The organism is Ruegeria intermedia (genome assembly GCF_900129345.1).
Lineage (GTDB): Bacteria > Pseudomonadota > Alphaproteobacteria > Rhodobacterales > Rhodobacteraceae > Ruegeria > Ruegeria intermedia.
This window is the reverse complement of record NZ_FQVK01000009.1, coordinates 24,123-43,765: the sequence shown is the minus strand read 5'-3', so window position 1 is coordinate 43,765 and position 19,643 is coordinate 24,123. Positions and strand designations below refer to the sequence as shown.

20 protein-coding genes are annotated in these 19,643 nt (G+C 65.4%); 5 read left to right on the top strand and 15 right to left on the bottom strand.

Features of this window, described 5'->3' with window-relative positions:
* Positions 1-183 precede the first annotated feature (183 nt).
* From F3H26_RS08330 to phnG, 3 genes are read right to left on the bottom strand one after another with little or no spacing between them, the layout of a single operon-like run.
* Positions 184-1,275, bottom strand: a complete 1,092-nt coding sequence (locus F3H26_RS08330) for a carbon-phosphorus lyase complex subunit PhnI (RefSeq protein WP_149775595.1) — start codon at positions 1,273-1,275, stop codon at positions 184-186.
* 3 nt (positions 1,276-1,278) lie between these two features.
* Entirely contained in the window at positions 1,279-1,854 is a 576-nt protein-coding gene (phnH, locus tag F3H26_RS08325) for a phosphonate C-P lyase system protein PhnH (protein WP_149775594.1), read from the bottom strand.
* Positions 1,851-2,312 (bottom strand): phosphonate C-P lyase system protein PhnG, encoded by a 462-nt coding sequence (phnG, locus tag F3H26_RS08320; protein WP_149775593.1) that lies wholly within the window; start codon positions 2,310-2,312, stop codon positions 1,851-1,853. Before phnG ends, phnH begins: the two co-directional genes overlap by 4 nt.
* A 102-nt stretch (positions 2,313-2,414) precedes the next feature.
* Here phnG and phnF point away from each other — a divergent pair, with 102 nt between their 5' ends.
* A complete protein-coding gene (gene phnF, locus F3H26_RS08315) occupies positions 2,415-3,131 on the top strand; it encodes a phosphonate metabolism transcriptional regulator PhnF (protein WP_149775592.1) in 717 nt (238 codons plus the stop codon).
* A gap of 6 nt (positions 3,132-3,137) precedes the next feature.
* Here phnF and F3H26_RS08310 read toward each other — a convergent pair whose 3' ends face one another.
* The 5 genes from F3H26_RS08310 to phnC form a co-directional block, all read right to left on the bottom strand.
* Positions 3,138-3,755, bottom strand: a complete 618-nt coding sequence (locus F3H26_RS08310; RefSeq protein WP_149775591.1) for an LbetaH domain-containing protein — start codon at positions 3,753-3,755, stop codon at positions 3,138-3,140.
* A 24-nt stretch (positions 3,756-3,779) separates the two neighbouring features.
* Complete coding sequence (phnE, locus tag F3H26_RS08305; RefSeq protein ID WP_149775590.1) at positions 3,780-5,147, bottom strand: phosphonate ABC transporter, permease protein PhnE; 1,368 nt, start codon at positions 5,145-5,147, stop codon at positions 3,780-3,782.
* Entirely contained in the window at positions 5,144-6,025 is an 882-nt protein-coding gene (phnE, locus tag F3H26_RS08300; RefSeq protein WP_149775589.1) for a phosphonate ABC transporter, permease protein PhnE, read from the bottom strand. The genes phnE (F3H26_RS08305) and phnE (F3H26_RS08300) overlap by 4 nt, the downstream gene beginning before the upstream one ends.
* Positions 6,026-6,091: 66 nt before the next feature.
* Positions 6,092-6,994 (bottom strand): phosphonate ABC transporter substrate-binding protein, encoded by a 903-nt coding sequence (gene phnD, locus F3H26_RS08295; protein ID WP_149775588.1) that lies wholly within the window; start codon positions 6,992-6,994, stop codon positions 6,092-6,094.
* A 68-nt stretch (positions 6,995-7,062) separates the two neighbouring features.
* Complete coding sequence (gene phnC / locus F3H26_RS08290) at positions 7,063-7,884, bottom strand: phosphonate ABC transporter ATP-binding protein (RefSeq protein ID WP_149775670.1); 822 nt, start codon at positions 7,882-7,884, stop codon at positions 7,063-7,065.
* Between the two features lie 184 nt (positions 7,885-8,068).
* Here phnC and rpe point away from each other — a divergent pair, with 184 nt between their 5' ends.
* Positions 8,069-8,758 (top strand): ribulose-phosphate 3-epimerase, encoded by a 690-nt coding sequence (gene rpe, locus F3H26_RS08285; RefSeq protein WP_149775587.1) that lies wholly within the window; start codon positions 8,069-8,071, stop codon positions 8,756-8,758.
* Positions 8,759-8,911: 153 nt separating this feature from the next.
* Here the strand turns inward: rpe and F3H26_RS08280 are convergent, their stop codons facing one another.
* From F3H26_RS08280 to F3H26_RS08255, 6 genes are all read right to left on the bottom strand, one after another.
* Complete coding sequence (locus F3H26_RS08280) at positions 8,912-10,402, bottom strand: class I adenylate-forming enzyme family protein (protein ID WP_149775586.1); 1,491 nt, start codon at positions 10,400-10,402, stop codon at positions 8,912-8,914.
* A 39-nt stretch (positions 10,403-10,441) separates the two neighbouring features.
* Positions 10,442-10,861, bottom strand: coding sequence for a PaaI family thioesterase (locus F3H26_RS08275; RefSeq protein ID WP_149775585.1), 420 nt, complete (start codon positions 10,859-10,861; stop codon positions 10,442-10,444).
* Positions 10,842-11,969 carry an acyl-CoA dehydrogenase family protein gene (locus F3H26_RS08270; RefSeq protein ID WP_149775584.1) on the bottom strand — a complete coding sequence of 376 codons (1,128 nt, stop codon included), beginning with the start codon at positions 11,967-11,969 and terminating at the stop codon, positions 10,842-10,844. The genes F3H26_RS08275 and F3H26_RS08270 overlap by 20 nt, the downstream gene beginning before the upstream one ends.
* 1 nt (position 11,970) lies before the next feature.
* Positions 11,971-13,161, bottom strand: coding sequence for an acyl-CoA dehydrogenase family protein (locus F3H26_RS08265; RefSeq protein WP_149775583.1), 1,191 nt, complete (start codon positions 13,159-13,161; stop codon positions 11,971-11,973).
* A gap of 102 nt (positions 13,162-13,263) precedes the next feature.
* Entirely contained in the window at positions 13,264-14,439 is a 1,176-nt protein-coding gene (locus F3H26_RS08260) for an acetyl-CoA C-acyltransferase (protein WP_149775582.1), read from the bottom strand.
* Complete coding sequence (locus F3H26_RS08255; RefSeq protein ID WP_149775581.1) at positions 14,439-16,535, bottom strand: 3-hydroxyacyl-CoA dehydrogenase NAD-binding domain-containing protein; 2,097 nt, start codon at positions 16,533-16,535, stop codon at positions 14,439-14,441. The genes F3H26_RS08260 and F3H26_RS08255 overlap by 1 nt, the downstream gene beginning before the upstream one ends.
* A gap of 251 nt (positions 16,536-16,786) precedes the next feature.
* Here F3H26_RS08255 and F3H26_RS08250 point away from each other — a divergent pair, with 251 nt between their 5' ends.
* The 3 genes from F3H26_RS08250 (at position 16,787) to F3H26_RS08240 (ending at position 18,343) form a co-directional block, all read left to right on the top strand.
* Complete coding sequence (locus tag F3H26_RS08250) at positions 16,787-17,605, top strand: cyclase family protein (protein WP_149775580.1); 819 nt, start codon at positions 16,787-16,789, stop codon at positions 17,603-17,605.
* Positions 17,606-17,607: 2 nt separating this feature from the next.
* The gene (locus tag F3H26_RS08245; RefSeq protein ID WP_149775579.1) at positions 17,608-18,003 is read left to right on the top strand and encodes a carboxymuconolactone decarboxylase family protein; all 396 of its coding nucleotides are present in this window, start codon (positions 17,608-17,610) and stop codon (positions 18,001-18,003) included.
* Between the two features lie 124 nt (positions 18,004-18,127).
* Positions 18,128-18,343, top strand: a complete 216-nt coding sequence (locus F3H26_RS08240; RefSeq protein ID WP_149775578.1) for a DUF1127 domain-containing protein — start codon at positions 18,128-18,130, stop codon at positions 18,341-18,343.
* Here the strand turns inward: F3H26_RS08240 and F3H26_RS08235 are convergent.
* The gene (locus tag F3H26_RS08235; RefSeq protein WP_149775577.1) at positions 18,340-19,638 is read right to left on the bottom strand and encodes an aspartate aminotransferase family protein; all 1,299 of its coding nucleotides are present in this window, start codon (positions 19,636-19,638) and stop codon (positions 18,340-18,342) included. The two genes, F3H26_RS08240 and F3H26_RS08235, sit on opposite strands and share 4 nt — an antisense overlap.
* Between the last annotated feature and the right edge of the window lie 5 nt (positions 19,639-19,643).

Here is a 19,643-nt window from a genome sequence, read left to right as displayed (position 1 = left end):
TTCGGCCTTGGGGGTCGCCTTGTTGTATTTTCTCTGGCGCAGGGTTCATGCCCGGCGAAGGCGCCAGGCCATGCGGCGCGACACGCGTGGCGAATGGTCCGCGATTGGTACGGCCGCACCACGCCGGGCTGCGGCTGGCAGGACATCTCGGCCGGCGGACAGGATGCAGGAAGGTCACTGAAGTCATTCGGCGGCCTCGCGTGCTTCCAGACGTTCTTCGGCCTCGCGGCGCAATTTGCGCACCAGCTCCAGTTCGGACTGGAAATCTACGTAGTGCGGCAGCTTGATATGCTCCAGAAAGCCGGTCGCCTGAATGTTGTCGGCATGGCTGAGGACGAACTCCTGATCCTGCGCCGGAGCGCCCAGATCGTCTTCGCCCAATTCCTCCCAGCGCAAGGCGCGGTCCACCAGCGCCATGGCGATGGCTTTGCGCTCGGACTGGCCGAAGACCAGCCCATAGCCGCGTGTGAACTGCGGCGGCTCGGTCTTTGATCCCTTGAACTGGTTCACCGTTTCGCATTCGGTCAGGACGATCTCGCCGATCTCGATCGCGAAACCCAGTTCGGGAATCTCCATCTCGACAGCGACGGTGCCGATGCGCAGCTCGCCCACGAAAGCGTGGTTGCGGGCATAGCCGCGCTGGGTCGAATAGGCCATGCCCAGCACGAACCCCTCGTCCCCGCGCGTCAGTGCTTGCAGGCGCAGGGGGCGGTCGGCCGGGAACTCCATCGGTTCGCGCGTCAGGTCACCGGGCGGTTCATCGCTGGCGGGTTCGTCCTGGATCAGGCCTTCGTCCTTGAGGAATTCGGTGATGTGCGGGGTCGGCTCGTGACGCGGCGCGGCGGAGGGGGCCGCGGGCACCGCGCCATCGGCGGCCAGTTTGAAATCCAGCAGACGGTGCGTGTAGTCGAATGTCGGGCCCAGAACCTGCCCGCCCGGCGCATCCTTGAACGTGGCCGAGATCCGGCGGTCGCAGGCCATGCCGCCGGTATCGACCGGGGTCGAACAACCAAACCGCGGCAGGGTGGTACGGTAGGCGCGGATCAGAAAGATCGCCTCGATCAGATCACCGCGCGCCTGTTTGATCGCCAGTGCGGCCAGATCGGGATCGTAGAGAGAGCCCTCGGCCATCACGCGGTTCACCGCAAGGCTGAGCTGTTCGCGGATCTGCGCCAAGGACAATTCAGCCACGCCAGGATCGCCACGGCGTTCCTCGGCCAGCCAGGCATGGGCGTTTTCAATCGCCTTTTCGCCCCCTTTGACGGCTACGTACATGGCCTAACCCTTTGGCTCGATGCGGGTGCTGCGCGGCAGGGCCGCGACCGTATCCCCGCAGGTGAAGAAGAAATCGCACCCCAAGGGGTACAGGTCCGAATTGGCCTGCAGCGCCGCGACATCGGGCAGGGCAAGGCGTGCAGTGTCGCGAATGCCGGGCCCTCGCAGGGTGGCGCCGGATTGGTGCAATACGCCGCACTCCACGATCAGGGTGGCGGATCGGTCCGGATATTCCGGCGTGCCGATCCGGTACTGTTCCAGCGGCATCAGATCCTGCCAGAGACCGACGGCGAAGTCCGCCTGCGCGGCGGGCACGAGGGGCGCGCCGGTATGGAAGGTCAGCCACTGGCGAACGGCCGGGCTGTCGGCCGCGCCCGCCAGATAAACACCCGTGTCCGGGTCGCTCAGCGTCAGCAGCAGCGTTCCCGCAGCGACCGACAGGCCCTCGGGCGGAGTCGCGCCGACCAGCTGCCGAATCTCGCCCGGCCGCGCCATCACGGTCATGGCCGCACGAAAGGCGTGGGCCGCCTGAACCGGCGCATCGGTGAAGCCGCCTGAAAAACGGGTCTGTGGGGTCATTGATCTTCTCCCCGAACCATCGTGAAGAACTCGACCTTGGTGGCCGCGGCCTTGGCGGCCCGGGCCGATCTGGCCGCCTGAACCTGACGGGTCAGCGGCTCCAGGATTTTCGCCCGCACGGCGTCCGCGTCCCCGGTCTGCATCAGCGCGTCGATCAGAGCGGCGGTTTCGGCATGGGTCTTGTCGCGCCCCTGCACATATCCGTGGCCCTCGGTTCCGTCAGGCAGAACCAGAGCGCAGCGCGTGACCGTCATCTCACCCAGGTTGAAGGGCGCGCCCGTGCCGCCTGCCCGGCCGCGCACCATGACGCCGCCGATCTCGGGCGTGCGCAGCCATTGGAATTCGGGACGCGCGCCATAGTCCGACCACAAGGCCGCCAGCGCCTCGGCCGGCGCACGTGCCAGAAGGCCCAGCCAGGCCCGTCGATCACCGTTCGCGATTTTTGTCTGATCCGCCATCAAAGCCTCTTGGCCAAGTTGTCTACAACTACTATACAACTAGACAAATCATAGCGGGGCAAAGGGTGACTCGCAACGAATATGCTGTGAAGTTTTGATGACATGAGCCAAACACCGATCTGGAAGACCATCGCGCTGGCGCTGACCGCCGACATTGCCGAGGGGCGCTTTGCCACCGGCGACCGCCTGCCGACCGAGGCGCAGTTGGCCGCAACCCACGGCGTGAACCGCCACACGGTGCGCCGGGCCCTGGCCGAACTGGCGCGGCAGGGGCTGGTGCATCCACGTCGCGGGGCCGGCGTGTTCGTTTCGGCAGCAGCGACCGACTACCCGATCGGCAAGCGGGTCCGGTACCACCAGAACATCTCGGCCAGCGGCAAGATTCCGGGCAAGCGGGTGCTGTCGCTGATCACCCGCGCCGCCGACAAGACCGAGGCCGAGGCGCTGAACCTGGCCCCCGGCGACCCGGTGCATGTCTATGACGGGTTGTCGCTGGCAGATGGCCAGCCGATCGCGGTGTTCCAAAGCGTCTTTCCCGCCGCGCGCCTGCCCGACTTGCCCGAAGCGCTGGCCGAGAACGGCTCGGTCACAAGGGCGCTGCGGCGCTGCGGCGTGGCGGACTATACCCGGATCTCGACCCGCCTGACCGCCCGCGCGGCCGATGCGGTTCAGGCCCGGCACCTGCACCTGATCGAGGGCGCGCCGGTTCTGCATTCTGTCGGCATCAACGCCGATCCGCAGGGGCATCCGGTTGAATACGGCAAGACCGTCTTTGCGGGCGAACGGGTCACTCTGACGCTGGATGACGATCACGGGTGATGCCGGTCAATCCTCGTATTTCTCCAGAAACGCCTCGGCGGGCAATGCGCGGAAATCCGGCAGCGCCGCACGCAGGCGGGCAGTGTCCCAATCCCACCAGGCCAGAGCCATCATCCGCTCGGCGACGTGTTCGGGGAACCGGCGGCGGATGGGTTGGGCGGTGACACCCCCGACGATGGTATAAGGCGGCACATCCTTGGTCACGATCGCCCCGGAGGCGACGACTGCCCCGTGCCCGATCGTCACCTCGGGCTTGATGATGGCCGCATGGCCGATCCAGGTGTCGTGCCCGATATGCGCCAGCCGCCCGGCGCGCAGCGCGAACCAGTCCGCATCGTCCTCGGCATCGTCCCAATAGTCGGCCGAGCGGTAGTGGAAGTGATGCAGCGACGCTTTCTCGATCGGATGGTCGGTGGCGCCGATCCGGGTGAAACTGGCGATATTGGCGAATTTTCCGATCCGGGCATTGGCGATGTCGCAGGTGCGGTCACAATAGGAATAGTCCCCAAACACCGAATTCGTCACCCGCGTTCCGGCACCGATTTCGACAAAGGCGCCAAAGCAGCTGCCGGTTATCCGGCAATCGGGGTGGATGACGGGCTGGTCCGGTCGCAAGCGCGCCATGATCTGCAAGTCCTCGTATGCGGTTCAAGGCAACATCAGGGGCTTGGCCTGCGGGTCGCGCGGTTTGCGCGCCTTGGGCGGCCCGCCCTGGATCAGCCGCCTGCGCAGCCAGCCTGAGAACCAGTCCATCAGCATGACCATCAGGATAACCAATACGATGTAATAGGCCACCTCCTCCCAGTCTTTCTGGGTGATGATCGCCTGAGTCAGCAACAGACCGATCCCGCCACCGGTGATCGCCCCGATCACCGTCGCGCTGCGGGTGTTGGATTCCAGGAAGTACAGGACCTGGCTGAGCAGTACCGGCGTGATCTGCGGGATCACCCCGAACCGATATTTCTGCGGCGCGTTGGCCCCGGTGGACTGCACGCCTTCGATTTGTTTCTGGTCGACATTTTCCAGCGCCTCGGAGAAGATCTTGCCGAAGGTACCGGTATCGGTGACCAGGATGGCCAGCGCCCCGGTCAGCGGCCCGGGCCCGAAAGCGCGCGCCAGAACCACCGTCCAGATCAGGCCATCCACCCCGCGCAGAAAGTCGAAGACGCGGCGCGCCATGAACCGGGCCGAGCGTACCGGGTTGAAGTTCCGCGTCGCCACGAAGGCCAGCGGCAGGGCGATCAGCGCGGCGCCGAATGTCCCCAGAAAGGCCATCAGGATGGTTTCGAAAATCGCCCAGGCCACGTCCTGATGGCGCCACATCTTGTTGGTCCAGAAATCGTTGAATATGGCCCCGGCCTGACCGCTGGCGGCCAGCCCAGCCAACTGGGCAAAAGACTTGCCGTGATAGGGGCTGTCCAGCGTGAACCAGAACAGCTCCCAGCCGGTGAAGTACCGAAACACCTCGGCCCGGTTGCGCGTCACGGTCAGGCGCCCGGCATCGGTGGTGATCGCCAGCCGGTTGCGCGACAGGCTGATCCATTCGGGCACGGCATTCGAAGGCAGTTCGGCCTGCACTCCCGTCGACCGGCTGGGCGTGGCGCGCACCGTTCCATAGCCGGGGATGTCATACTCGACGGTTTCCGGCCCGAAGCGAACGACATGGCCACCCTCAAGGTCGATCACCGTGGTGTCGCCGAGGGTCACCCAGTCGGGCGCCTGACCCTCGGGATAGGCGCCCTTGCGCTCGCCCTCGATGGCGACCGACACGGCGCCGGTGCGGTTGTCGCGGGTCACATGGGTCTTGTAGCTAAAGCTGTCCGAAATCAAGGTCCGGCCGTTCTCCCAGTTCGCCCTCCCGGCAAGTCCGGGCATGTCGAAGGCGAAGAACACATAGGTCAGATAGACCAAAACCAGGCCGGGCAGCGCCAGACTGATGATGCGTTTGCGCGCGAACAGGCGGTCGGCCCCGGCTTTCAGCGCCCCGTGGGGCCGATCGGTGGCAAAAGTCGTCATGCGGCGGTTCCTTTCTGCGTGCCCTCGGTCAGGTGGGTCCGCACAGATCCCGAAATCTGGTCGACGATCACGATCGTGGCAAACAGCAGAAGAAAGATCGCCGCGGCGTCGTCATACCGCCCCTGTCCCCAGGACATCGCGTTGCGCAGCTCATAGCCAAGGCCGCCCGCGCCCACGAAACCCAGAATGGCCGAGGCGCGGATGTTGATTTCGAACCGCAGCAGGGCATAGCTGACATAGTTCGGGCCGACCTGCGGGATCACGCCCAGAACCATCCGCTGCGTCCAGGTGGCGCCGACCGACTGCAGCCCCTCGACCGGCTTCAGCGACGCGTTTTCGTTGACCTCCGAGAACAGCTTGCCCAGCGCACCGGCGGTGTGGATGGCGATGGCGATCATGGCCGGAACCGGACCGCCGCCCAGCACGAAGATCAGAACCAGCGCGATCACGATCTCGGGGACGGCCCGGCAGATATCGGCAAGGCGGCGAAACAGCGGGATCAGCCGGGGCCAGGGCGCCAGCCCCCGTGTCGAGACAAGCGCCAGAAATGCGCCGGCCAGCGTGCCGACCAGTGTGGCCGCCGCCGCGATGTTCAACGTTTCGACCAAGGCCGGAAAATACGTGACAAGGTTCGCGGGCATGTCCGCGATCTTGTCCCACGCCTCGGACAGCACCTCGGCCGGATAATCCAGAACGCGGTGCAGACCGTCGGTGAAACTGCCGGCGTTGCGCCTGTCGGCGGTGCGGAACCCCGCGGCCATCAAGGCCACGAACAGGATCAGAAGAATTCCGCCATAGACGCGCTTTCGGCGGGTCATCGCGACATAGCCGTCGCGGACATCATCCACGCTTTGGGCGCCGGCGGTCAGATCTGTCATGGAATTCTCCCGAATGGACGGCGAGGCCCGGCCTCAGGCCGGACCCCGGGACTGCAAGACTTGGCGTCAGTTCGACTTCAGCTTGCGGGCCTCGATGATGCTTTCATAGGCCGCGTGGGTGATCGGTTCGAACCCCTTGGTTTCACCTGCGGCGACGGCATACAGACAGTCACTGTCCTTGTCGGCCAATCCGGCCATCAGCGCGGTCATATTCGCCTTGACCTCGGCCGGCAGCGCCTTGCGCAGCACGATCGGACCTTCGGGGATGGGTTTCGAGCGCCAGATCTCGACCAGATCGTTCATGTCCACCAGACCGGCATCGACCGCCTTGCGCAGCGCACCCGAGTTGTAGCCGTCTTCCCATTCACCCAGACCGTCGGCCCAGGTCACGCCGGCATCCACGTCGCCATTGCTGACGGCCACGATGGTCTGTTCGTGCCCTCCGGTGAACTTGACCTCGCCGAAATAGTCGCCCGACTCCATCGTGGCGCCGATGGCCTGCGGGATCTCGATCGACGGGATCAGGTAGCCCGAGGTCGAGTTGGGATCGCCGAAGCCGAAGACCTTGCCCTTCATGTCGGCCAGCGACGCGATGCCGCTGTCCTTGCGGGCGAAACCGATGGAATGATAGCCGAACCCGCCATCGGTGTTGACCTTGACCAGAACCGGCTCGACCGCCTCGGGGTCGCTCAGATAGGTCTTGGCATAGGCCGAGGCCCCCAGCCAGGCCATGTCGATCGTACCGCCCAGCAGGCCCTGGATCACGCCGTCGTAGTCAGCCGGGGCGAACAGCTTGGTTTCGACGCCCAGCGTGTCCTCGGTGTACTCACGCAGACATTCGTTGTTGTTCAGCCGGTCCTGCGCGTTTTCTCCGCCCAGGATGCCGATACGGAATTCGCTGATCTCCTCGGCCGTGGCAGGTGCGCTCAGGGCAGTGGTCGCGACCAGGGCGGCAGCAAGTTTCTTCATCTGTGTCTCTCCGGGTTGATTGGCCCACCCCGTTTATCGGGCCGGGCGATGAATGAGGTGATTGGGGCTCAGATCGTGGCCTCGGCTTCCATCAGAGCCCGCCGAGCGGCATCCAGCGTTTCGATCTCGGTCGAGGTCGCGGCCTCGGAGAAGCTGGCATCAGCGCCGTAGATCTCGCGGGCGACACCGGTGGTCAGCTGCTCGGGCAGGCCGTCGAACACGATGCGCCCGTCGCGCATGCCGACCACGCGGTCGCAATAGCGGCGTGCGGTGTCCAGCGTGTGCAGATTGGCGATCACGGTACGGCCGTCCTCTTCGTGGATGCGGCGCAGGGCCTGCATCACGACTTGCGCATTCATCGGGTCCAGCGAGGCGATGGGTTCATCGGCCAGGATGATCTTGGGGTCCTGCATCAGCGCTCGCGCGATGGCGACACGCTGCTGCTGCCCGCCCGACAGCGCCTCGGCCCGTTTGGGGGCATGTTCGGCGATGCCAAGGCGGTCGAGAATGTCGATGGCGCGGTGGATGTCCGCGGTCGGGAACAGGTTGAACAGGGTGGCCAGGGTCGAGTGCCGGTTCAGCGTTCCATGCAACACGTTCGAAACCACGTCCATGCGAGGCACGAGGTTGAATTGCTGGAAGATCATCGCGCAATCGGCCTGCCACGCGCGTTTTTCGCGGCCTTTCAGCGTGGTCACGTCGCGCCCGTGAAACAGGATCTGCCCGGCGCTGGCATCGGTCAGGCGGTTGATCATACGCAGCAGGGTGGACTTGCCCGCGCCCGACCGCCCGATGACCCCGATCATGCATGGCTTGTCGACGTCCAGCGTTGCGGTGTCGACGGCGGTATTGTCGCCGAAGCGCTTGGTCAGTTTTTCGATGCGCAGCACGTGCCACCCCCAGTTCATGATGGAGGTCGTCTACAGCTGGTGCTCAACGGTGATGTGTCGTTCCGGTGAAGCTTTTGTAACGGGCTGAAAGCTGATGGCCTATGCAAGGGCTGGGCAATGCCGCTCGTCCCGTCTATACGCGGGCTCAACACCTGAACCGTCAGATCTGTCACATGAGGCCGCCATGAGCTTTGACCGCAAGATCAAGATCGCACCGTCGATCCTGTCCGCCGATTTCGCCAATTTCGGACAGGAAATCCAAGCTATCGAGGCCCAGGGCGCCGACTGGGTCCATGTTGACGTGATGGACGGGCATTTCGTACCGAACCTCACCTTCGGCCCACCGGCAGTCAAAGCCTTCCGCCCACATGTCAAGACGGTGATGGATGTGCACCTGATGATCACGCCGGTCGATCCCTACATCCAGGCCTATGCCGATGCCGGCGCGGACTATCTGACGGCCCATGTCGAGGCCGGCCCCCACACGCACCGCACGTTGCAGGCCATCCGTGCGGCGGGCATGAAGGCAGGCGTGGCGCTGAACCCGGGCACTCCGGCCGAAGCGGTCGAGCACCTGCTGGATCTGGCCGATCTGGTCTGCGTGATGACGGTGAACCCCGGCTTTGGCGGGCAGAAATTCATCGACATGACCGCGAAGGTCCGCCGCCTGCGCGAGATGATCGGCGACCGCCCGGTGCATATCGAAATCGACGGGGGGGTCGACCCCGCGACCGCCCCGCTGGTCGCAGCGGCCGGTGCCGACGTTCTTGTTGCCGGTTCCGCAGTCTTCAAGGGCGGGTCGGTTTCAAACCCGGACGTCTATGGCCAGAACATCCGCGCCATTCGCGCCGCGGCCGAAGGCCACGCGGTCTGACGGAGGCTCCCGCCAGTCGTCGACGTTTTTGGCAAAACGTCTCCTCCTGTTGGGCCCGGCATCGCGCATGGCGCGATGCCGGGCCCAAGGCCGCAAGCGGGATCGGCGCAGCCGATGTCGCGCGGGCGCGGGAGCGTTTTGCCGGCCCTGCCCCTAGGCCAGTTGATCCGCGAAATGCGTCAGCAGCCTGTGTTTTAGAATCTTGCCCGTGGGCGCGGCCGGCAGTGACGTGACCAGCACGATCCGGCTGGGCCGTTTGTAACCCGCAAGACGTTCCGCCACGAACTCCGCCAACTCTGCCTCGGAAACAGCGCCGGTTTCTGCCACCTGAACAAAGGCCAGCACCTGTTCGTCGCCGCCCACCCGGTGCCCGACCACCGCAGACTGGATCACCTGCGGATGGTCGTTCAGCGCGGCCTCGACCTCGGGCGGATAGACGTTGAAGCCACCGTGAATGATCAGTTCCTTGGCGCGGCCGACGACGTGCAGATTGCCCTTCGCGTCGAGGCGGCCGAGGTCACCCGTGCGCAGCCATCCCTGGGCCAGCACCCGGCCCGTTTCTTCCGCATTGCGATAGTACCCTTTCATCACATGCGGGCCGCGCGTCAGGATTTCGCCCACGCCACCTCCGCCGCCGGGTATGGTTTCGTCAATGCGCAAATCGACCCCCGGCAAGGGCGGGCCGACCGAGATATCCGGATCCCCGATCCGGTTGTGCGAGGCGCAGATCCCCGCCGTGCTTTCGGTCATGCCATAGCCATTCTGCAGCGCGACGCCATAAAACGCCTCGGCCTTGCGTTTCCACGCCGGATCCAGCGGGGCGGCCCCGGACGAGGTGTAGCGCAGGGCGCCCGAAGGCAACCGCTCCAACCCCTGTTCCTTGGCATATTGCATCAGCAGCGCATGCATCTGCGGCACACCCGAAAACACCGTGACGCCCGCATTCAACGCGGCAAAGGCGCGGTCCGCCGCGAACCGGGCATCCAACTGGACGAAGGCCCCGGCCAGAGCCGATCCGGTGACGATCGAGGCCAGTCCGAAGATGTGCGAAATCGGCAGCACGCCATAGACCACGTCATCCTGCGTCAACCCCCGGAAATTCGCCGAGGTCAGCCCGCCGAACCGCAGGTTTTCGTGGGTCAGCATCACGCCCTTGGGCGTTCCGGTCGTGCCGGTGGTGAACAGCATCGCCGCGACATCCGCCAGATCGGGGTCGGGCGCGCTCGGGTACGGCGCGGCCAGATGCATCTGCCCGAAGGCCCCGGAAACAGGCCGGGCCCTGGCAGTTTGCGCATGGTCGCGCGCTTCCGGCGACGCGGCCGATGTGAACAGGATCACCGCCGGGGTGACGTGATCCACGATGCGCGCCAACTCAGCCGCGGTCTGGCGGGCGTTCACAGGCACCACGCAAGCGCCAATCCGGGAACAGGCAAACAGCGCGGCCACCGCCGTACAGCAATTCTCGAGCACCAGCATGACCCGATCGCAGGGGCGCACCCCCGAGGCCAGCAGGATATCCGACAGCTCGGAAATCGCGCGGTCGAGGTCGGCAAAGCTCCAATCAGCGCCGAACCCGTCGGCAAAGGCGCGGGCCCGCGGGCGGGTCCGGATCTGGGCATCCGGATAGTCGTGCCATTTGTTCATGTCCCTTCGCCCTCCCCTGCGCCGGAACCCGTTTTTCGCTCAGCGTTTCGTGGTGCGCTTGAACACCCCCGCCGCCGTTGCGATCAGGGTTCCGTCGTCGCCGTGCAACTCTCCGGTCACATAGGCCAGCGTGCGCCCGCCACCCGTTGCGCGCCCCGTGGCCGTCACGCGCCCCTGACGCACCGCCGCCACATAGCTTGTGTTCAGTGACAGGGTCAGAACCAGCGGATGTTCGTCCCGGTCGAACCAGGCCGAGGCGGTGTTGCCGCAAGCCACGTCCAGCAGCATGGCGATGATGCCGCCATGCAGGATGCCCTGGCTGTTCAGGTGATCCGCCCGGATGGTCAAATGGCACCGGGCATGGCCGTCGGAGTCGGACAGATCCACCTCGAACCCGATCGCGTTCTGACAGCCCGACCGCCGGACCTTTGGGTCGCCTTCAGGCCGCGCCGAGTGCAATGAACCGCTCCAAATGATGATCCGCGTCGCCGAACCTGTGATCCGACATGACGATCCGCTTGGCAATATGCGCCAGCTCATATTCCTGCGTCAAGGCGATGCCGCCATGCATCTGGATCGTTTCCTCGGCCACCAACCGGCCCACCCGCGACACCAGGTTGCGGGCCGCGGCGATCTGCCGGTCGCGATCGGGTGCTTCAAGGTGACCGGCCGCGTTGATCACCGCCGAGCGCGCCTGTTCCAGCTCGATCAACATGTCCGCGAACCGGTGCTGCAGGGCCTGAAAGGTCCCGATCGGGCGGCCGAACTGCTTGCGCGTCATCAGGTATTGCCGCGTCAGTTCCACCGCGCTTTCCATCGCGCCCAGAACCTCGGCGACCAGCGCGACATTGGCTGCGGCCACAACGTTCATCAGCGGCTCGAACCCCTGCCCCGCGGCGCCCAGACGCGCGGCTTCCGGCAGGCGCACTTCGTCCAGAGTGACCTCGGCCGCGCGGCCCCCGGCCAGCATCGGATACCCGCGCAAGCCCAGACCCGGTGTGCCAGCAGGCACCAGAAACAGCGAAATACCGTCCAGATCGAACGGCCCGCCGGTTTCACGCGCGGATATGATCAGATGCCCGGCGGCCTCGGCATTCACGACCACGGCCTTGCGCCCGTTCAGGATCAGGTCCGTACCGTCGGTCCGCACGGTGGTCTCGACCCGGCTCAGGTCATACCGGCTGGCAGGCTCACCATGCGCCAGCGCCAGATGCAGCGCGCCCGAGATCACCTGATCCAGCAGGGTCCGTTGATCGGGGCTGCCCACCTGCGCGATCAGCCGACCGCCCAGAATGCAGCTGTCCAGAACCGGCTCGACCACCCCGGCCCGGCCCAGTTCCTCGAACACGGTGGCGATGTCAAAGCCCGCCCCGCCGAACCCGCCATCCGCTTCGTCGAACAACGCGCCCAGAACGCCCAGATCGGCCAGTTCGCGCCAGATGTCGGCGCTGAACCCCGCCGCGCTGGCCAGAATGTCGTTGCGCACCGGAGTCGTATATCGGTCGGCCAGATAGCGCCGCAGCGTGTCCTGCAGCATCTGCCGTTCTTCGGTCAGGTTGAAATCCATCTCAGCCCCCCATCTTGACCTTGGCGATGATCCCGCGTTGGATCTCGTTCGACCCGCCGAAGATCGACAGTTTCCGGTTGTTGAAATACTGGGCGGCGACCGGCGCGGCATAGTCCGGCCCGATCGGGTCGTTGTCGCCCGCCACCGCCTCGGAGGCGAAAGGCATCGCATAAGGCCCCACCGCGCGGCGGGCCAGGTCGTTGATCTCCTGCCGGATGATCGTGCCCTTGACCTTCAGCATCGAGCTTTCGACCCCCGGTGCCTGTCCGGCCGCAGCCTTGCTGATGATGCGCATGTTGGTGGTGGCCATGGCCATCAGGTCGATCTCGACCCGCGCCAGCCGAGCGGCGAAATGCGGGTTCTCGATCAGGGGGCGGCCATTTGCGGTTTCGATCCGGGCAATCCGTTTGACCATGTCCAGCCCCGCTTGGCTGAAGCCGACACCGGCAATGTTGGTGCGTTCATGCGTCAGCAGATACTTGGCATAGGTCCAGCCCTTGTTCTCTTCGCCCACCAGGTTTTCGACCGGGACACGCACATCGTCAAAGAACACCTCGTTGACCTCGGGCGTTCCGTCCAGCAGGACGATGGGGCGCACCTCGATCCCTGGCGTGTTCATGTCGATCAGCAGGAACGAGATCCCCTCCTGCGCCTTTGCCTCGGGGTCGGTGCGTACCAGGCAGAAGATCCAGTTGGCGTATTGCGCCAGCGTGGTCCAGGTCTTCTGGCCATTGACGACATAGTGGTCGCCGTCCCGCACCGCGCGGGTCTTCAGCGAGGCCAGGTCCGACCCGGCACCCGGCTCGGAATAGCCCTGGCACCACCAATGTTCACCATTCAAGATGCGCGGCAGGAAATAATCCTGCTGCGCCTTCGAGCCGAATTTCTGCAGCACCGGCCCCAGCATCGACAGGCCAAACGGCACGATACGCGGTGCATAGGCGGCGGCGCATTCCTCCTCGAAGATATGGCGCTGAATCGCGTTCCACTCGGCGCCGCCAAACTCCTTCGGCCAGTTGAAATTCAACCAGCCGCGCGCGTTCAGCGTGGCGTGCCACCACTCATACCCATCCTTGCCGATGTTCCGGCCAGCCCGGATCTTGTCCGAGATCTCCTTGGGCAGTTTCTCGGCCAGAAAACCGCGAACCTCGTCGCGAAAGGCCTTCTCCTCGTCCGTATAACTCAAGTCCACAGCCACCCTCCTCCTCGACGCGATCGGAACCTTGCCTGCTCGGCCCCACGGGCCGGGCTGCGCCGGGCCGGCCCTCGATGGGCTGGCCCGGCGCCCCTTTCTTCAATAGATCTCGAACAGACTGGCCGCGCCCATTCCGCCGCCGATGCACATGGTCACAACACCCAGCTTGGCCCCACGCCGACGCCCTTCGCGCAGCAGATGGCCGACCATCCGCGCGCCGGTCATGCCGAACGGATGCCCGATGGCGATCGAGCCGCCGTTCACGTTGCATTTCTCGTCATCGATCCCCAGACGGTTGCGGCAGTACAGCGCTTGCGAGGCGAAGGCCTCGTTCAACTCCCACAGATCGATGTCCTCGACGCTCAGACCATGCCGTTCCAGCAGGCGCGGCACCGCAAAGACCGGGCCGATGCCCATCTCGTCGGGCTCGCACCCCGCCACGCAGAACCCCTTGAACGCGCCCATGGGCTCCAGCCCCCGACGCTCGGCCTCGGCGCTGTCCATCACGACCACCGCGGCTGCGCCGTCCGACAGCTGGCTGGCATTTCCGGCAGTGATGTAGTTTCCGGGGCCGCGCACCGGCTCGAGTGAGGCCAGCCCTTCCAGGGTCGTGTTCGGCCGGTTGCATTCATCCCGGTCCACGGTGACCTGCCGGTGCGAGACCTCGCCGGTCTCTTTGTCCTTGACCGCCATGGCGGTCTGCATCGGCACGATCTCGTCGTCGAACTTGCCCGCCGCCTGCGCCGCCGCGATGCGCTGTTGCGACCGCAGACCATAGGCGTCCTGTTCTTCGCGGCTGATGCCATAGCGCTCGGCCACGATGTCGGCGGTCTCGATCATCGTCATGTAGATCGCCGGCTTGTGCTCCTGAATCCACGCCTCGGGCACAGGGCGGGTCTTCGGCTGAACCAGCGAGATGCTCTCGACACCGCCGGCCACGATGGGACCCGCGCCGCCCTCGGTGATGGCCTGCGCCGCCAGCGCCACGGTCTGCAGCCCCGACGAGCAGAACCGGTTCACGGTCATGCCCGAAACGCTGACCGGCAGCCCGGCCCGGATGGCGATCTGGCGGGCGATGTTGCCGCCGGTCTCGCCTTCGGGGAAACCGCAACCGATGATGCAATCCTCGATCTCGGCTCCATCCAGCCCCGAGCGTTCGACCGCGGCCTGAACCGCGTGGCCGCCCATCGTGGCGCCGTGGGTCATGTTGAATGAGCCCCGGAACGACTTGGCCGGCCCGGTGCGCGCGGCGCATACGATTACGGCTTGTTTCATCACTCGGCGTCCTTGTTCAGATCGTCAAAGCTGCGGCCCTCGGCCACCAGTTTTTCCAGCAGCGGCGCGGGTTGCCAGAAATAGTCATCCTCGGCCGACCAGGCGCGGATGTCGTCCAGAATACCCGGCAGGCCCTGCAGATCGGCCCATTTCAGCGGCCCGCCGCGATAGCGCGGGAACCCATAGCCATAGAGCAGCACCACATCCACGTCCAAGGGGCGGCGGGCGATGCCCTCGCCCACCACCTTGGCGGCCTCATTGACCATCGAGACCATATATCGCCGCACGATCTCGTCATCCGTGAACGTGCGCGGGGTGATGCCCTGCGCCGCGCGGTCGGCCGCGATCAGGTCCAGAACCTCGGGGTTCGGCGTGCCGCCGCGCTTGCCTTTTTCATAGACATAGAAGCCCTTGCCGGTCTTCTGCCCGAAATGCCCGGCCTCGCACAGTTTGTCGGCATAGCTGCTGTCGCGGGCGCGCGGGTCCAGCCCCTCGGCGCGTTTGCGTTTGCGCACCGCCCAGCCGATATCCAACCCGGCCAGATCGGACACGGCGAACGGCCCCATGGCAAAGCCGAAATCGGTCAGCGCCTTGTCGATCTGGAACGGGCTTGCCCCGTCCAGAACCATGTGGTCGGCGCAGGTGCGATAGGTGCTGAGGATCCGGTTGCCGATGAACCCGTCGCACACCCCCGCCCGCACCGAGACCTTCTTCAGCCGATGCCCCAGCGCAAAGCCGGTGGCGACCACCTCGGGCGCGGTCTTGTCGGCCACCACGATCTCGAGCAGCTTCATCACATGGGCGGGCGAGAAGAAATGCAGCCCGATCACGTCCTGCGGGCGCTTGGTGGCGGCGGCGATCTCGTTGACGTCCAGATACGAGGTGTTGGTCGCCAGAACCGCCCCCGGTTTGCAGACCGCATCCAGCTGGGCAAAAACCTGTTTCTTGACGTCCATATCCTCGAACACGGCCTCGATCACCAGATCGACGGCGCTCAGCGCGTCATAGCCGGTGGCAAGCTGCAGCTGGTCCGACAGGATCGCGTCGTGCTGCTGCTGGCTGATCTTGCCGCGCTTCAGGGCCCCGGCCAGGTTTCCGGCGATCCGGTCCTTGGCGGCATGGGCGGCCTCCTGCGTCATCTCCAGCAAGGTCACGGGCAGACCTGCCAACAAGGCGGCGGTGGCGATCCCCGCGCCCATCGTGCCGCCGCCGATGACCCCGATCTGATGCACCGGGCGCGGCTCGACCCCTTTCAGTTCGGGCAGCTTGCCCACGGCGCGTTCGGCAAAGAAGGCGTGGATCAGGCCCTTGCGCTGATCCGATTCCATCAACTGCATGAACAGTTCCCGCTCGCGCGCCATGCCCTCGGCAAAGCTGGGCGCCTCGCAGGCGGCTTGCACGGCGCGCACGGCAACGGCGGGGGACAGCTGGCCGCGGCCCTTCTTCAGAACGGCCTCGTAGACCGCATCGAAATCGACGGGGTCCGGCGCGGGCATCTCTCCGACCGCGCGGCGGGGCGCGCCCGAGTCGAGCAACTCCTGCGCATAGGCCAGCCCGATCTCGCGCGGGTCACCATCCTGCACCTTGTCGATCACGCCCAGCTTCAGCGCCTCGTCGGCGCGGACATGGCGGCCGGTGGTGATCATGTCCAGCGCGGCCTCGACCCCGGCCACGCGCGGCAGACGCTGGGTACCCCCGGCACCGGGCAGGATGCCCAGATTGACCTCGGGCAGGCCGACCTTGGCCGAGGGAACCGCGATGCGGTAGTGGCTGGACAGCGCAACCTCGAGCCCGCCGCCCAGCGCCGTGCCATGCAACGCCGAAACCACCAGCAGGGGCGAGGCCTCGATCCGGTCGCACAGGCCCGGCAGCCACGGTTCCTGCGGGGGTTTGCCGAACTCGCGGATGTCGGCCCCCGCGAAATAGGTCCGGCCCTTACCGTAGATCAGCACCGCCTTGGCGCCCTCGGCCTCGGCCCGTTCGATCCCGGCCAGCAGGCCCCGACGCACATCCACGCCCAGCGCATTGACCGGCGGGTTGTTCGCCGCCAGCACCGCGATATCGCCAATCCGTTCGTATTCCACCGCCTCGGACATCAGACTTGGTCTCCTCTTGCCAACCCCAGCTTGTTCCGCATTGCGGAACAATATTCCGCAACAGATTGAACCCGTCCGCGCGCGGGTTCAACCCCTTATACCCGACTGCGCCGCCGGGCCGCATTTGTTGCCGGCCAGCAGGACCCAAACAACTTGTGAACCGGATCGCGGAAAACCGTGCTAGGCTTTGCCGACCCGGCCAATGAATTCGGCCCGGAACGAAAACAGATTGCAGAACAGGGAGTTTTGAAATGTGTGACGTTTGCGTAATGAACGCGGTGAAAGACCGGATGCTGTCCCGCCGTTCCTTTTTCAAGGCTGGCGCGGCGATGGCGGCAGGCACGGCGCTTGGAACGGTGGCAGCACCCCCAGCGCTGGCCGCAGGCCATGGCGAGGTGCTGGACATGACCCATGTCTACGATGCCGACTTCCCCACCTATTTCGGCCAGCCGGGGATCGAGGCGACCCAGGCCTTCAATTTCAAGGAACATGGCTTCAACCTGTTCAACCTGGCCGTCAACGAACACACCGGCACGCATGTCGATGCCCCGCTGCATTTCTCGGCGGATGGACAGTCGGTGGACGAAATTCCGGTGTCGAACCTCGTCTGCCCTCTGTGCGTGGTGGACATTGCCGCCCGCGCGGCCGAGGACCCGGATGCGCAGGTCACGCCCGATGACCTGAAGGCGTGGATCGCCGCAAATGGCGACATTCCCGATGGCGCCTGCGTCGCCATGCATTCGGGATGGGCCGCCAAAACCGCGACTCCCGAATTCCGCAACGCCGACGGCGACGGCAAGATGCATTTCCCCGGCTTCCACGTCGAAGCGGCGCAGATGTTGATCGAAGGAACCGGCGCGGTTGCGCTGGCCGTCGACACGCTGTCGTTGGATCACGGCCCATCGGCCGATTTCGTGACGCATTACGCGTGGCTGCCCACCAACCGCTACGGCATCGAGAACCTGGCCAATCTCGACAAGGTGCCCGCCAGCGGAGCGACGCTGGTTGTCGGCGCGCCGGCCCATCGTGGCGGGTCGGGCGGCCCGGCGCGCATCTTTGCGATGGTCTGAGCATGGCAACGGTTCGCTCGTTGACAGGCGAAGAGGTCAGCGCCGAGGCGCTGGCCGTCTTCGATGACATCCGCGCCACCCGCAACACCGATTACATCAACAATTTTTGGCGCGCTCTGGCCCATGACCCGGCGCTGCTGAAAGCGACGTGGGAGCGACTCAAGACCGTCATGGCCCCCGGCGCGCTGGACCCGTTGACAAAGGAGATGCTGTATGTGGCGGTTTCGGTCGCCAACAATTGCGAATACTGCGTGCATTCCCACACTGCCGCAGCCCGCGCCAAGGGCATGACCGACCAGATGCAGGCCGAGCTGTTGGCGGTGATCGCGATGGCCAGCCAGACCAACGCGCTGGCCACCGCCTTGCAGGTGCCGGTCGACGACCGGTTCAAGGCCTGAAATCCTGCATCCTGCGCGCAGATTTGCATCAGACGCACGGCGGGTATTCGGGCAGAACCCTAGCTGCACCGCAGCATCGGGTCTAACTACGCAGGGTCAACTTCAGACCAGAGGGGTTCTGCCTATGGCACATACGACGCGCCGCCCGGCGGTCTTTAACCTGCTGTCGGCCGTGGCCGATGTGTTTCACGGCATCTACGAAGCGCTGATCCGCTTGGGCGAGGCCAACGCCAAAGTCGTCAAGATCAAGCAGTTGCACGCGCTGAGCGACGAAGAACTGGCCGCGCGCGGCCTCAAGCGCGAAGACATCGTTCGCCTGGTGATGGCGGGCGTCTACTAGGACACGCCCGCATCCTGCATCTCGGCCACGGCCTGCGCGGCCTTGGCATAGGCGGCTTTGCACAGATCAAAGTCCGCTTCGGTCAGCGCCAGGGACGGATAGGTCTTGCCCGGCGACTTGAACATCCCGTTCTGCATCAGAACCGCATTGAACCGGTTGGCCTTTGCCGTGTCCGCGCGGACCACATCGCGATAATCCCGCACCTTTGCTTCCGTGAACACGATTTCGAACAGGGTCGGATCGCCGATAATTCGATGGGCGATCCCCTGCCTGGTCAGCGCGGCCGAGGCCATGTCCATCAGACGCTGACCATTGGCACGCAGCCGGTCGTACTGACCGGGACGGCGCAGCACCTCCATCGTCTTGAGTCCGGCCACCGCGTCCACCGGATTGCCCGACAGGGTCCCCAGCTGCATCAGCCATTTCTCAGGCCCAACGGCAGGTTTGTCGAAATGGGTCATGATCTCGGCCCGCCCGGCGATTGCGGCCAGCGGACAGCCGCCGCCGATGATCTTGCCCAGCGTGGCGATGTCGGGGGTCACGCCATATAGCTCCTGCGCGCCGCCATAGGCGAAACGAAACCCGGTCACCACCTCGTCGAAGATCAGCACGATGCCGTACTTGTCGGCCTCGTCCCGCAGAAGCTGCAAGAAGCCGGGTTCGGGCGGGATGATGCGTTGCAGCGGCTCGACGATGATACCCGCAACCTGGTTGCCGTGCTCGGCCAGCAGCGAGCGGATGTAGTCCGGGTCGTTGAACGGCGCGATCAGCATTTCGGCCTGAACGCTGGCCGGTATGCCCGCGCTGTCGGGAACCGCCTGCGGGAAATTCACCATCCGTGACGGGGCCAGGCTCATCTGTGCCTCGGCGCTCATGCCGTGATAGCCACCTTCGAACTTCACGATCTTGTCGCGGCCGGTAAAGGCGCGGGCCAGCCGGATCGCGTACATGTCGGCCTCGCCGCCGGACGAGACATAGCGGATCTGATCGGCGCAGGGCACGGCGGCGCAGATTTCCTCGGCCAGTTCGACCGCGCGCGCGTTGTTGGCGAAGAACGTCATGCCCTTGGGCAACTGTTCGGCGACGGCCTCCAAGACCTCGGGGTGGCCGTGGCCCAGCAGCATCGGCCCCGAGCCGATCAGCAGGTCGACATATTCTTTGCCGTCTTCGTCCCAGACGCGGCTGCCCCGGCCCTCTCGGATGAAGACCGACGGGTCGAAATTGCCAAAGCCGCCGCCGGGCAGCACCGCGCGGGCGCGCTGGCCCCAATCGGATTGGCTGAGATGTCGCGGCATGGTCG

Bases quoted from the DNA above. Each gene is read 5' to 3' on its own strand.
- phnG (WP_149775593.1), bottom strand. From the start codon at position 2,312: ATGGCGGATCAGACAAAAATCGCGAACGGTGATCGACGGGCCTGGCTG.
- F3H26_RS08255 (WP_149775581.1), bottom strand. From the start codon at position 16,535: ATGTCCGAGGCGGTGGAATACGAACGGATTGGCGATATCGCGGTGCTG.
- rpe (WP_149775587.1), top strand. From the start codon at position 8,069: ATGAGCTTTGACCGCAAGATCAAGATCGCACCGTCGATCCTGTCCGCC.
- F3H26_RS08235 (WP_149775577.1), bottom strand. From the start codon at position 19,638: ATGCCGCGACATCTCAGCCAATCCGATTGGGGCCAGCGCGCCCGCGCG.
- phnH (WP_149775594.1), bottom strand. From the start codon at position 1,854: ATGACCCCACAGACCCGTTTTTCAGGCGGCTTCACCGATGCGCCGGTT.
- F3H26_RS08310 (WP_149775591.1), bottom strand. From the start codon at position 3,755: ATGGCGCGCTTGCGACCGGACCAGCCCGTCATCCACCCCGATTGCCGG.
- F3H26_RS08250 (WP_149775580.1), top strand. From the start codon at position 16,787: ATGTGTGACGTTTGCGTAATGAACGCGGTGAAAGACCGGATGCTGTCC.
- phnF (WP_149775592.1), top strand. From the start codon at position 2,415: ATGAGCCAAACACCGATCTGGAAGACCATCGCGCTGGCGCTGACCGCC.
- F3H26_RS08260 (WP_149775582.1), bottom strand. From the start codon at position 14,439: ATGAAACAAGCCGTAATCGTATGCGCCGCGCGCACCGGGCCGGCCAAG.
- phnD (WP_149775588.1), bottom strand. From the start codon at position 6,994: ATGAAGAAACTTGCTGCCGCCCTGGTCGCGACCACTGCCCTGAGCGCA.
- F3H26_RS08270 (WP_149775584.1), bottom strand. From the start codon at position 11,969: ATGGATTTCAACCTGACCGAAGAACGGCAGATGCTGCAGGACACGCTG.
- F3H26_RS08240 (WP_149775578.1), top strand. From the start codon at position 18,128: ATGGCACATACGACGCGCCGCCCGGCGGTCTTTAACCTGCTGTCGGCC.
- F3H26_RS08330 (WP_149775595.1), bottom strand. From the start codon at position 1,275: ATGTACGTAGCCGTCAAAGGGGGCGAAAAGGCGATTGAAAACGCCCAT.
- F3H26_RS08280 (WP_149775586.1), bottom strand. From the start codon at position 10,402: ATGAACAAATGGCACGACTATCCGGATGCCCAGATCCGGACCCGCCCG.
- phnE (WP_149775589.1), bottom strand. From the start codon at position 6,025: ATGACAGATCTGACCGCCGGCGCCCAAAGCGTGGATGATGTCCGCGAC.
- F3H26_RS08245 (WP_149775579.1), top strand. From the start codon at position 17,608: ATGGCAACGGTTCGCTCGTTGACAGGCGAAGAGGTCAGCGCCGAGGCG.
- phnE (WP_149775590.1), bottom strand. From the start codon at position 5,147: ATGACGACTTTTGCCACCGATCGGCCCCACGGGGCGCTGAAAGCCGGG.